This window comes from Pseudoalteromonas sp. CO342X, assembly GCF_004208915.1.
Taxonomy (GTDB): Bacteria; Pseudomonadota; Gammaproteobacteria; order Enterobacterales; family Alteromonadaceae; genus Pseudoalteromonas; species Pseudoalteromonas maricaloris.
In genome coordinates, this window is record NZ_SGPH01000023.1 from 1 (window position 1) to 13,658 (window position 13,658).

The 13,658-nt window shown below is 43.1% G+C and carries 11 protein-coding genes; all 11 read right to left on the bottom strand.

Annotation, left to right across the window (positions count from 1 at the left end; genetic code table 11):
• Window positions 1-238: 238 nt before the first annotated feature.
• Window positions 239-1,096 carry a tetratricopeptide repeat protein gene (locus EXT47_RS12150; RefSeq protein WP_130126691.1) on the bottom strand — a complete coding sequence of 286 codons (858 nt, stop codon included), beginning with the start codon at window positions 1,094-1,096 and terminating at the stop codon, window positions 239-241.
• 78 nt (window positions 1,097-1,174) lie between these two features.
• Window positions 1,175-3,097, bottom strand: a complete 1,923-nt coding sequence (locus tag EXT47_RS12155) for a DNA topoisomerase III (RefSeq protein WP_130126692.1) — start codon at window positions 3,095-3,097, stop codon at window positions 1,175-1,177.
• A 103-nt stretch (window positions 3,098-3,200) separates the two neighbouring features.
• Window positions 3,201-5,315, bottom strand: coding sequence for a methyl-accepting chemotaxis protein (locus EXT47_RS12160; RefSeq protein WP_039492214.1), 2,115 nt, complete (start codon window positions 5,313-5,315; stop codon window positions 3,201-3,203).
• Window positions 5,316-5,532: 217 nt separating this feature from the next.
• Complete coding sequence (locus EXT47_RS12165; RefSeq protein ID WP_010370840.1) at window positions 5,533-5,859, bottom strand: Na+/H+ antiporter subunit G; 327 nt, start codon at window positions 5,857-5,859, stop codon at window positions 5,533-5,535.
• A gap of 9 nt (window positions 5,860-5,868) precedes the next feature.
• Window positions 5,869-6,138: a K+/H+ antiporter subunit F gene (locus EXT47_RS12170; protein ID WP_010370838.1), complete on the bottom strand. Its 270-nt coding sequence runs from the start codon at window positions 6,136-6,138 to the stop codon at window positions 5,869-5,871.
• The gene (locus tag EXT47_RS12175; protein WP_039492212.1) at window positions 6,132-6,668 is read right to left on the bottom strand and encodes a Na+/H+ antiporter subunit E; all 537 of its coding nucleotides are present in this window, start codon (window positions 6,666-6,668) and stop codon (window positions 6,132-6,134) included. The genes EXT47_RS12170 and EXT47_RS12175 overlap by 7 nt, the downstream gene beginning before the upstream one ends.
• A complete protein-coding gene (locus EXT47_RS12180; protein WP_010370834.1) occupies window positions 6,669-8,183 on the bottom strand; it encodes a monovalent cation/H+ antiporter subunit D in 1,515 nt (504 codons plus the stop codon).
• Window positions 8,180-8,521, bottom strand: a complete 342-nt coding sequence (locus EXT47_RS12185; RefSeq protein WP_010370832.1) for a Na+/H+ antiporter subunit C — start codon at window positions 8,519-8,521, stop codon at window positions 8,180-8,182. The genes EXT47_RS12180 and EXT47_RS12185 overlap by 4 nt, the downstream gene beginning before the upstream one ends.
• A complete protein-coding gene (locus EXT47_RS12190) occupies window positions 8,521-11,313 on the bottom strand; it encodes a monovalent cation/H+ antiporter subunit A (RefSeq protein ID WP_017217780.1) in 2,793 nt (930 codons plus the stop codon). The genes EXT47_RS12185 and EXT47_RS12190 overlap by 1 nt, the downstream gene beginning before the upstream one ends.
• Window positions 11,314-11,516: 203 nt before the next feature.
• On the bottom strand, window positions 11,517-12,644 hold the full coding sequence (locus EXT47_RS12195; protein WP_130126693.1) for a hypothetical protein: 1,128 nt from the start codon (window positions 12,642-12,644) through the stop codon (window positions 11,517-11,519).
• Entirely contained in the window at window positions 12,622-13,509 is an 888-nt protein-coding gene (gene nlpI, locus EXT47_RS12200) for a lipoprotein NlpI (RefSeq protein WP_130126694.1), read from the bottom strand. Before nlpI ends, EXT47_RS12195 begins: the two co-directional genes overlap by 23 nt.
• Window positions 13,510-13,658 lie beyond the last annotated feature (149 nt).

Sequence of the window (13,658 nt, forward strand, 5' to 3'; positions counted from 1 at the left end):
GCATTATAGGGCGATCCGATTTTAGTGCAACCCTTTTTTTAAAGAAAATTGCGAAAAAACGTTTGTTCGAGCAAAAAACACACAAAACCACTTAAAAACCACATTAATGAAATATTTTCTTCATAAAACTGTCACCAGTTTTCGCGAAAGGATCATAAGTATTGATCAAATTTGGGAGGATGCAAGATACAGTTGAAGAAATTTTCACCTGTATCTTGGTATTCAACTATCTATTCTTTTAGTAAAGAAGACTATATAGCTTTCGTCGATATGCTGAAGCAACACTATCGCCATCAGGAAGCGAAGCGATAATATCTAAAAAGCCCTTTTTGGCTTCACCGTAGTTCATATCTTTCTTAAGCACCATAAGTAGACTTGCCAATGCTTCTTCTTTTTTACCCACATCTAACTGAGCTTGAGCTAGCTGACAACGTAAGTCTAATGAATCAGGCTCAGCTTCCACCGCTTGCTCTAGACGCTTTACCTCTGGTGAATCTTGTGCAGCCGCAGCTTGCGCCAATTTAGCGACTAAATTGTGGTAATACGGGTCTCGCTGTTCTTCATTTATAGAATCTAATAACGCTTGAGCTTCATCAAATTTTTGAATTTGCATACAGATATCCGCAAACACCAACTTAACCCGAGTGTTACTACTGTCAATGTCGTATGCCTTCTTCGCATAACCAAAAGCATTATTTAGGTCGCCGCTTGCGAGGAATTGCTTCGCTTGATCAAGTAAAATAACTTCAGGTGATGGCAAATGCTCAGACAAAGCTTCTTTAATTTCTTCTTCTGTTTTTGCCCCTGCCAGCATATCTACTGGCGCACCACCTTTTAAAATCACAATCGTTGGCAAAGCTTGTAAACTAATTTGCTGAGCGAGTTGAGATGCAAGAGCTTGTTGGACATCACAATCAATAACGCCTACGGTTATATGCTCACTATAAGCTGCCGCTATCCTCTCCAATATTTGGTCTTGCTGAACACATTCAGGATTTTGATTGCTATAAAAGGTCAGCAATAACACTTTCTCTGGATTTGGATCGGTTATTACTTGCTGAATGTTTTCAGGGGTTAGTTGGATTTTATTGCTCATCTTCTATTTTCTGTCTGAGTAATTAATATGGTTGATATAGTGACACTATCTGAATTTACAACCAAGCCAAGAAAACAATTATGCAGAGCTTGGCTTTCTCTTTCGGGTAAATTTCCCCTTTCTTGCCCCACGTTTTTTAAATGCAGGTACAGGAACACCTTTCAGTGCATTCGTATTGATAGACTGAGCGCTGTCAATAAATCCACCTAACTCATCACAAAGCGGTTGCATAAATTGATTATACGACGTTTCCTTATTGGCGATCTTTCCGAGCAATGACTCCCAGAGCGCAGTTCTGTCTGGTAATGAAAGTGACTCAGGTAGGGTTTGAATAAATGCTTTTCCCAGCGCCGTAGAATATATCGTCTTTCCTTCTCGTCTAAGAAACTGCCGTCTAAACAAAAGCTCAATAATTCCAGCCCGCGTCGCCTCAGTGCCAAGCCCGTCAGTGTCTTTCAATACCTTTTTGATAGATTGATCGGAAACAAACCGTGCAATACCTGTCATCGCACCTAATAAGGTGGCTTCAGTGTAATGCTTTGGCGGCTGAGTTTGTTTTTCTTTAACTTCACCTTTCTCGCATAAAAGCTGCTCTCCTACCTGTAACTCCGGCAATAGGCTTTCTTTTTCTATCTCATGGCCTTTAAACAGTATCTTGAACCCTTGATCTGTTATTTGCTTCGCTTGTGCTTTGAATTGACCACCACTAATCTCCAACTCCACTTTAGTTTCGTTGTAGCGGTAGGGGTGAAAGAATTGTGCAAGGTATTGTACAGAGATAAGTTGATAGACCTGCAACTCTCTATGCCCAAGCTGAGCACTGCGGAGCTTTTTAGTGGTTGGAATGATAGCGTGATGCGCTTCTACCTTTTTATCATTCCAACACGCTCCTTTTAGATTCATGTCAGCTAACTTAATAAACTTACTTTCTATTCCCTGATTGTGCTCGGCAGCCGCAATGACTTGCTCTCTTTCAACAAAATGTTCTTGTGGTAGATAACGGTTATCTGATCTAGGGTAAGTGATCAATTTATGTTTCTCATAAAGTGCCTGACAAATATCCAACACTTGCTGAGCCGATAAACCGTAGCGCTTATTTGCGTCAATCTGCAAAGAAGAAAGGTTATAGGGTAACGGCGGGTTTATCTTTTTTGGTTTTGTTTCAACCTTATTTATTGTTGCTTGCTTTTGACTGATCCGATCCGCAACGTTTTCGGCTAAGGCCTTAACCAGAACACGCCCATCTTCGTCCATATAGGGCTTACATGCTTCACTTGGTACCCACTTAGCTTCAAAAACACCCCAATTTGGTTTATTGATGTGTGCAATCACCTCATAAAATGGTTTAGATACAAAGTTCTCTATTTCTAGATCTCTTCTAACAACCAAACCAAGTACCGGAGTTTGCACTCTGCCAACCGACAAAACAGTATTCACTCCCGCTTTTTGCCCGGCCAACGTAAATGCTCTGGTTAAATTCATCCCAAATAGCCAATCCGCTCTAGCTCTTGCAAGTGCAGATACACTTAAAGGAACAAATTCTTGATTAGAACGTGTCGAAGCCAATGCCTTTTTCACAGCTTGTGGGTTTAAATCACTGATCAACAAGCGTCGGATCGTTGCTCTTTTCCGTTCAGGCAAGTTTACAAATTGAAATACTTCGTCCACGAGCAATTGCCCTTCTCGATCAGGATCTCCAGCATGGTAGATTTCATCGGCTTTTGTGAGTAACTTTTTTAAAGTGCTAAGCTGCTTTTTTGTTTTTGGCTTTGCTTTGAACTGCCATTGAGTCGGCACGATTGGTAGATCATGAAACTGCCATTTTTTGTATTTGACGTCGTAGTCTTCAGGTTCTGCTTGTTCCAACAGGTGACCTATACACCAAGAAACCACATCACCATTCGCGACTTCTATATAACCATCTTGTTTTTTATGTGGTTTTGGTAAGACATCGGCGATTGCTCGGCCTAAAGAGGGTTTTTCTGCGATATAGAGTTTCATGATTAGCTTAACTGTATATAGATACAGTTATCATAGTGAATTTTGACGAAAAACACCATAGCTGCAAAGAGACTGTCTCCAGTCTCTTTGCAAACCAACAAACTTACGTTCTTAATAAATTAAGTTGCTTGTGTTTTTGTTCGACTATCAGCGTCATTGAACTGGCTGCTTGCTCTACTTCATCTGCGAACTTCGAAAGCTCAGCAGCGGCATCTGAAATGCCCGTCGTATTCGTATTAATTTCTTCGGTAACCATACTTTGCTCTTCCGCAGCCGTAGCAATTTGTGTTACTTCGTTAGAAATGCTTGTCAGCTCAGCAACTAGCGTACTCATTAACCTAGCCGATTCTTGGCAATAACTCACTGCGTCTTCACCTAGCTGCACAGAACTCTCAATGATCCGGCCTGAGTTCGCGACTTCACTCTGTAGGTTATCTATTAGTTTACTAATGTCGTCCGTCGATGCTTGTGTTTTTGACGCCAAAGCTCGAACTTCATCTGCAACAACCGCAAAACCACGCCCTTGCTCCCCTGCCCTTGCCGCTTCAATTGCCGCGTTTAAGGCCAGTAAATTAGTTTGCTCTGCAATAGCTCTGATCACTTCTAGTATTTTAGAAATATCATCACTGCGCTCAGATACCTTCACGACCGCTTGTTTTGCATCAATGACTTGATCCGCCATTGATTGCACCGTTTCGGTCGTTTTAATGATGCTTTGTTCGCTTTGCTGAACTTGATCTGCGGCCTGATTCGTACTTGCAGCCGCTTTTTCCGATGCCCGAGCCACCTCTGAAGCAGTTGCACTGAGTTCGTTAATTGCAGTAACTACGCTATCTATTTCTAAGTGCTGATTAGCGACTTTGTTTTTGATGTTTATCGCGGCTTCTGTTGTTCGATGCGACTGCTCGTAGGAAGATTCAGCAAGACCTTTGAGGTCATCAATCATCTTTCGTAGTTTATCAGTAAAGCGGTTAAAGCCATGTGCCAAGGCAATCAACTCAGCATGATGACTCACTTCTAGTTCATGCGTTAAATCGCCTTCGCTAGAAGCTAAGTTCTCTACCCGCTCCTGAATATGCGTAAGCGGACCAATAATTGTGTTCACTAATACCACCGCAATGGCAATGCCAATAACAGCAATAACGATACCGATAATGAGCATCCAGCGACCAACGGAGTTTGTCGACTCCTCCAGCTGGCTTTGCAGCGTTGTAGCAGAACTCAGTGCAATTGCCTTAGGCAGTTCGATTACCAGAGACCAAGTGGTGTTTGGCAACGCAATGTTGATAGGTACTGCTACGACTAAATCTTCACCAAGCTCTTTAATCCCTGAACCTGTGTGCAGCGATTTTAACACCTCAGCCCTATCTGACTTTGTCGACTCAGCAAGTGGGCGGGCTAAATTTTTGTAGTGACTAGAACCCACAACAAGACCCAGCTCACTTAACAAGGTTACCTTAGCGGCTCCTGAGTAAAGCGAGTTTGAGAGCTCGTCGACCATAGTTTGAAAAATCGGCAAATTTACATCTACGCCCACTAAGCCTCTAAATTGACGATTGACCACGACTGGCGTGGTCAATGAGGTCATCAGCATTTTGTTGCCCGGAGAAATTTCATATAAATAGGGCTCCATGATACACGGCGCTACTTTATCTTTTGCGCACAGATACCACTCGGCTTCTCGTAGGCCAAACTCATTGATTGCATCGGCATATTTTTCTTCTGCCGACTCAACTTTTTGTTGCATCGGACCATTGGCTTCTTGAGTAAAGTAGAGCTCTAAGGTACCAGCACCCGGCACAGAGTGACTCGAACCACCTTGATTACTGGCATCATTGCCATCGTAACCATTCGGTTCAAACTGTGCATACATAGAAGACACAAAGCGATTTTGCTTTAGCGCACCATTGACAATTTCTTGCACTTGTTCACGGCTCAGAGGATCCTGCTCGGCGGTATGAGATAGTACACCCGCCAAAGTATAAGGAACACGATAGGCTTCATTGATAAAGCCAGCCACACGTTGCCCATATTGATTGCCTTTAGCGATAAGACCTTGGGATATTTCATCATAAATCGCTTGTTGGACCCCTTCACTTTGCTTGGTATTTTCTGCTGCAAGGTGAAACCACATTGTTGTCACTAATATAACAACCAAACTCGTTACTAATGCTGTTACAAAGAATAAGAGTTTGTTTTTAATCGAAGCTTGTTTCATAACATTCCCAGTTTTTAGACTTAGTATGCAAACAAATTGCACTGCACGTTCATCATCAACTTGATAAAACGAGTGACCCCTATTTTTATCGGCGACTATGAAGTCTTTTTTAACTGTAGCAAAAAATTTAATAACGTACTGAAATTTATGATGCTTGAGTGGGATTATTTAGGGAATAAATTATAAAGTGATGGGTAAAAAAAATAGCGCCGAAGCACTATTTTTTTATCTTGTCTTTGCCTGTCGTCTTTTCATTACTCGGCAAGCGGTGATGTATTGCTGACTTAATCAGCATATATCCAGAAATAGGGGCTGTGAGCAGCAAAAATATTGAAATCAAGATTTCCTTTACACTCACACCATCAGTCGTGGTACTAAAATACACCATTGCCGAGGTCAATAAGCACGCCATTCCAAGCGTTGTGGCCTTTGTAGGACCGTGGAGACGCATAAAAAAGTCAGGCATTTTCACAAGACCAATAGAGCCTATCAATACAAACGCACCACCTAACAGTAATAAAATGGAAATTATCCATTCCGACATATCGCTCTCCTATTCTATGATGTCGCCGCGTAGCAAATACTTACATACCGCAACCGTACTTACAAAACCAAGCATTGCTATTAGTAATGCGGCTTCAAAGTACAATGCAGTCCCCATACTCATTCCATAAAGAATAATAAGCGCAATGGTATTTATATACATGGTATCGAGCGCTAAAATTCTATCTGGAATTGAAGGTCCAACAACCAAACGCCAAAGATTTAGCAAAAGTGATACACCTATCATCGCAAAGACGATCAGAATTACAGTTTCTAGCATTCAAAAATCTCCTTCAATGGCGCTTCATAACGAGATTTAATAGTATCAATCAACGCCTGCTCATCCGTAAGATCTAACACGTGGATCAATAAGTATTTACGTTCTGGTTTTTCGCCACTTTTTACAGACTCAGGCCAAGGGTATACCTCAGCACTGACGGTGCCAGGAGTTAAAGATACCGTGCTGGCTAAAATAGTGATTGGCATAGCTTGATCTATATCGAGCGGCACCAACACGAAACCGGGGCGTAATTTCTTCGTTGGTCCTAAGATCTTTATCGCAACCTCAACGTTGGCGGTAATGATATCGTAAAGCACCAACAACAAATGAGTAAACGCACGCCATGGCTTAATGATCAATGGCTGCTTAGTTCTAAACCGATAGGTAATCAGCGGGATCACAATCGCTAGAATAGTCGCGAGAATAATATGCCCAGCTGACACACTATTATTCAGCAATAACCATACGGTAAATAGCAGTAAGCTGCGAAATGGAGTTGGTAGCCATTTAAATCTTGCTTCTAAACGCATCTATTTCGCTCCTTTTAACACAGCATTCGTCATGCTAGAAAAGTCGTGCAAAGAGTCGGCTGCCGACAATGCGTAATCAGTCAATGGACCGGCAAAAATCACCATTAACGGCGCACAAGTTATCAAAGTAAGAATTGCGATAATTTGGGCAGGATGCGCTTTTTCTGCCGATTGTGTATCGACTTTACCCGTATGATGCCAAAACACAGTGCTACCTGCTTTTGAGACACTGACTAATACCGCCAAGCTTACTAATAAATACACCGCCCAAAACCAGTATGTGTGGCTCGACTCGATGGTCGACTTTAAGATCCATACTTTGCCAATAAAGCCTGATAACGGCGGCATACCAATCACAGTGATTGCCGCAATCGCAAACATGATGCCAAGTAACATAGGTTGAACTACTGGGCGACCCGCGGTGATCCTGTCAGCAACTTTACCCCTTTGTTTCCCCACTAAGTCAGCGAGTAAGAACAAAGCAGCAGACACTAACGTCGAGTGCACTAAGTAGTAAATGGCTGCAGCGCTGCTATTTACCGTTTGTACGGCGACTAATGCCACTAAGGTACCAACTGACACCACCACTAAATTTGCAGACAGCTTACGCAAATCTTGACTAGCAAGTACACCGATCCCACCCATGACGATAGTCGCCAGAGCGAGCCACCATAGCCACTCTTGTGCCATATGACTTAATTCACCAGCTTGATCGCCAAAAATCAGTGTATACACACGCATCATGGAATACACACCCACTTTAGTCATGATTGCGAATAAAGCAGCTACTACAGGTAACGCGGTTGCATAGGTGTTTGGCAGCCATAGATGAAGCGGTAACAAGGCGCCTTTTAGCGCAAATACAACCAATAATAACAAGCCGCCAATCTTAGCAAGATAAACATCATCTCCTTGTAAGAAGGTGATCTTATATGCCATATCCGCCATGTTCAGAGTACCAAGTACACCGTACAAGATACCTAATGCAATCAAAAATACCGAAGAACCCACAAGATTTAGGATCACGTATTGCAATGAAGCACGGGTATTATGCTTGTCACCACCATGCATTAACAACGCATAAGACGCTATCAACAAAATCTCAAAGAATACAAATAAGTTGAAGGCGTCACCAGTTAAGAAGGCGCCGTTTACCCCCATCACCAAAAAGTGCAGTAACGGATGGAAGAAACTTCCTCTTTCGTCATCTCCAGCACAGCTATACAGCGAACACACAAAACACAACAACGCGGTTAAGCTGACTAACAGAGTAGAAAGTTGATCAGCAACTAACACAATACCAAATGGCGCTTGCCAGTTACCAATCGCATAAACCTGAATGCCAGACTGCTGAACATGTAGTAAAAGTGAGGCACAAACTGCAAACGTAATTAGCGACATAAGTACTGAAACTTTACGCCTAATCGCTAAGTTTTTACCACACGGTGGCATCAGCAGGATCACCCCTGCCAACATAGGTAATAAAATAGGTAAAGAAGTCAAATGTTGGATCATGCTTTACCCTTTTTGTCAGGAACAATGCCATTTACATGGTCATTACCCAAATCAGAACGACCGCGAATAGCTAAGATCACGACAAATGCCGTCATCGCGAACCCGATAACAATTGCCGTCAATACCAAAGCTTGAGGCAGTGGATCTGCATACTCACTGCTATAACCAAGCACTGCTGCTTTGTTTAAGGTCAATCTACCCGATGCGAACAAAAACAAGTTGACCGCATAAGACAACATAGTTAAACCAAGAACAACAGGGAATGTTCTTGCTCGTAGAATCAAAAATACGCCACAGGCTACTAGCAAGCCCACGCACGATGCATAAAGCAATTCCATTAAATATTCACCTCTTCTTTGGGCGCATTTGCCGTTACTTTACCTAGGCTCGCCAAAATCATCAGCGTTGCACCTACCACGGTGATATAAACACCAAGGTCGAATGCGATGGCACTTGCCAACTCAGTTTTACCTACCAATGGGATATCAAAATAATCAAACCATGAGGTTAAGAATGGTTTGCCAAAGAACCAACTTCCCACACCGGTTGCTAGAGAAATAGCGATACCCGTTGCGATAATCTTGCGGTAATTGACATCAAAGCGCTCTGCAATCCAATTCGAGCCATGAGCAATATATTGTAAAATAAAGGCTATCGCCGTGATTAGGCCCGCGATAAATCCACCACCCGGTAGATTGTGGCCGCGCAAGAAAATATAAACCGAAACCAGCAATGCCAAAGGCAATAAGCTTTGTGAAATACTTGCCAGCAGTAACGGATATCTCTCTTTTGCCCAAGGTCTGCCTTCACTGTCACTACCTGGCATAAATAGTGGTAAGTTGATCAGCAACTTATAAATCCCCAGCGCCGCAATTCCCAGCACGGTAATTTCACCTAGCGTATCAAAACCACGGAAATCCACTAAGATAACGTTAACGACATTCGTCCCACCACCGCCAACTTTGGCGTTTGCAATAAAGAACTCAGAAATACTATCCAATGGCCTTGTGATCAAGGCGTAACTGATACTTCCGATGATCACACCAATTGCTGAAGCAATACCCATATCACGTAGTACGCGAATAGAACTAGACTCCTTCGGCGTTCTTTGCGGTAAGAAGAATAACGCAAGCATCAACAGAATAATGGTTACTACTTCTACCGTTAACTGAGTAAGCGCCAGATCTGGTGCTGAGAAGCGCGTAAAGGCAACCGACACCATGAGACCAACAACCGAAATCATCAGCAGTGCAACCATACGAGTACGATGCCAGATAACCGTGCCAATCGCTCCAATCATTAATAAACCAGCACCAATACCGTTATGTACGTCAATTGGCGTCGGCTCTAAATTACCCACTAACTGTGACATTTCAAACAATGGCCAGCCTGCACTCACCAGCACAACGATAAACATCAACATCAGATAACGCTGTAACGAGCCATTTTCTATTGCGTTTACGCGCGCGCGACTCCAAGACACTATGTTGTACATAGTGCGTTCAAACGTTTTCTTAGCGTTCATTGGCGGTAATGAAGCTTGGAATTGGAATAGGTATTTGCGCTGAGTATAAATTAATAAACCACCACATACCGCAAGGCCACTCATAAGCAGTGGTAAGTTAAAGCCATGCCAAATAGCAACCTCAAAGGTTGGCGCAGCCTCTCCTAATACCGCACTTGATGCTGTTTTTAACATGCCATCAACGATAAAGTTAGGGAACATGCCGACTATCAAACATAAAGCGACCAAGATTTCGATTGGAAAACGCATATAGCGTGGCGCTTCATGTGGCTCCTTGGGTAAATCAATTGGATCTCCGTTGAAGAATACGTCATGAATAAATCGCGCCGAATACGCAACAGAGAATGCACCGGCGATTGTCGCCAAAATTGGAATCAACCACGACATAGAGCCCAGAAGTTGCTGGTGTAGCGTCTCGGCAAAGAACATTTCTTTAGACAAGAAACCATTAAGTAGCGGCACCCCAGCCATCGCAGAAGCGGCAACCATCGCAAGCGTTGCGGTATAGGGCATAAAACGCCACATACCGTTAAGTTTACGCATATCACGAGTGCCCGTTTCATGGTCGATGATCCCCGTCGCCATGAATAAAGAGGCCTTAAACGTTGCGTGGTTAATAATATGGAAAACCGCCGCAACAGTCGCAAGCTCAGTATCCAGACCAAGTAATAAAGTAATAAGGCCTAGATGACTGATCGTTGAAAACGCCAGCAGACCTTTTAGATCATGTTTAAATAACGCGATATAGGCGCCAACGAGCAGCGTCGCTAAGCCAGTTAGGCCAACGAGAATAAACCACAGCTCTGTACCCGCCAGCGCAGGATAAAAGCGCGCCAGTAAGAATATTCCAGCTTTCACCATAGTCGCAGAGTGTAAGTACGCACTTACAGGCGTTGGTGCAGCCATCGCGTGCGGTAACCAGAAATGGAATGGAAATTGCGCGGACTTGGTAAATGCGCCCAGTAGCACAAGGATTAACGCCACTTCATATAATGCATGGGATTGAATAAGCTCACGACTCGATAAAATCACATCAAGATTATAACTGCCTACAATATCTCCTATCAACATCAAGCCAGCGAGCAGTGCTAAGCCGCCACCGCCAGTGATAGCAAGTGCCATTTTCGCCCCTTTGCGGGCCTCTGACTTATGCCACCAATAGCTAATAAGTAAAAATGAACTAATACTGGTAAGCTCCCAGAATAACCACAGCTGTAATACGTTATTAGACATAACAATACCAAGCATAGCGGTCATAAAGAGCATTAAGTAAGCATAAAGTTTAGGCATGGAATCATTGCTGCTAAGGTAGTATCTGGCATAGAAGATAACCAGCATACCAATGCCCAAGATCATGAAAACGAACAGCAACGCAAGACCATCCAGTCTAAACGCGATGTTAATATCTAGAAGCGGGACCCATTCAAATGTGTACCGAATAGTCTCTCCTGCGAAAACGGCAGGGGCGAGATCAACAGCAAGTAAAATTGCCACTGCTGGCGCTACTAAGGTTATAGCAGTCGACTGATTACGAGAAAGCTTTCCCGTAAATGCAGAGATAAAACTGCCAATTAAGGATAGCAAGGGTATCCAAAATAAAGTCATAGATGAAACCTTTTATTTGCGTCGTTATGGCTCGTTTAGATTAATGTGACAATCCCCCTTCCAAGTTGGAGCGATCGGTACACATTAACCACACGTACATGAACCCTGTTATACTTGATTAGTGTTTGAGTTGTCTAGAGTTTCACTTTCTAGCTGGTGCTATTTTAGCCAACCTTAACAAACTATTCAGAATAAGTTCAAAACTATTCAGCCGAATTAACTGCTATTTTATCTTCTAAACGTCTTGAATTCAGTACTGCTAACCACCTTTTACGGTAATTTTCATCTAACTTAATTGATTGATATTCCAGCAAAGAGTGACTATTCGAGGGTTTATATGAGGAAAGTTTACCTAACTCGCAAGTGCGACTCGGTACCCAATTGCTCGGTGCTTGGTCACCAACGTAAAGATTTGGTGCCTTTTGCCCTGAAGTCGCACAAAGCCATTTTGCTTTTTGGGCTGGTATTGGGTATTCATCTTCAAAGCCGCTAAAGTGCATAAGCTCATGTATCAGCGTATTGTAGGTGCTGGTGGCGGTTAAAGTCATGTGCTTGCCACTGACATTAGCAAGTCCTTCCGTTGCCATTAACACCAGATGATCGTATTCCGACAAGCCCTGCTCGTGTCGTAAGTCACACATTGCAAATCCCCTTCGCCTCTTACAACTGAGCTTATTCGCCGCATATATCGGTTTAGATAAACAATATACGCCTTTGGCTGGCTCTGGTTGTTGCTCATAAGCATGTTTAAGCACTTGTAAACGCTGCAAACCATCTAAATCACTGGCGATTAATGCAAGATTAAACTGACAAGACGCACTTGAATGCTGACGCTCTGAGAGAGTGTGAAACTGTCTTAAGTAGGGGTTATTCAAAAATGTCGTGACAGACTTTCCTTGCCACACCGCGAGCAACGAAGTGAGTTCTGGGTTTAACGCGTAACGCTTTGAAAGCGCATAAAGCAAGTGATATCGGCCAAGTGATATTAACTGCTCGGACACTTGCTGACGCTGCTGACGATTTAAACGGGACCAAGTATCGAGTAAAAGCAGCTTAGTGCTATTTTTCTCTTGAGCACTCAAATCGCGCAGTAACCGTTCAAACTCCCAACTTGGTTGCTTTAGGTCTGCAATAACTCGTACTAATTGTGTACTTGCTTGGGAGGGTGACATCTCAAGCACCGGTGCAATGGCAAAATAGCTATTTGGATTGGCGACGACAAGTGCTGATTTTTGCGCGATAGAGAGGTGTGCATAATTAGGGCTGCTTGAAAACAGCAGCCCTATAAGCACGAAAATAAAAAGGTGTTTAACTCGCGTCTTGTTCGTCATTCAACTGGGCAAGTAAATCAAGCTCAAGACGGGCGTATTTATGTTCTACAAACTCATATACATTCGTTGCCAGCGCGAGCTTAAAATAGCTAATCGCAGAGGCTAAATCCCCTTGGGTCTGATATCGCTTAGCCAGATAAAAATAGGCTTCACAGAGACGCTGCGCATACTCTTCTTGGGTGCTCACGCCCTCAGAGATCTGCGCAAGAAATGCTTCTTCAGATAAAGTACCCAAATACAGTGCAACTAACTGAGACGACCACTCGTCAGGGTCTAATGCTTGGCTATTTGCTGCCAATGTCTGCTTAGCAAGTGCATCGTCTACTTGCTGCTGAGCAATATACAGCCACATAGCACGATACGCATCTTTTGGAGCACGCGCCAAAAAGGCTTCAAAATCTTTTACTGCTAAATCAGCTCTTTCACCGTAATACAATGCGATACCACGATTTAAATAGGCATATTCATGTTGCTCGTCAAGCTCTAGCACAGCATCAAACATTTCATATGCGCGGCCATAGTTTTGCTCTAACGTTTGATGAATACCAAGAAAGTTATACACTTCCGCGAGATCTGGTTTAATTTTTACGGCACGATTGAAGTCAATACGAGCAAGCGTTTGTAAGCCAATGCTATCGTACAGCATACCGCGATTGTATAGCAGCTGCGCGCGTTGCTCATTTACCATATCCGGCTGCAAGAGTAACTCGTTAAATCGAGCAATGGCAATCTCATTACGGAAATTGGCTTGAAGTGGTACTGCAAGCGGAACATTTACAATGTTTTTAGTGGCCTCTGGCTGCGTGCTTTTACATCCTACCAGCCCCATTAGCACTAATGGCACAACTATTTTCGCTAACTTCATTTCCTTCCTCATTAAATGGCATTTGCCCGTTTAGAGTCTTTGCACAGATATACCAACAATCTGATTATGTAACCTGAGGTTTGGATAAGGAATGTTCCAACTCATTGTTGCTAAAGCACAACTTAGTTTTCTCCTTGTCTAGCCAGAGA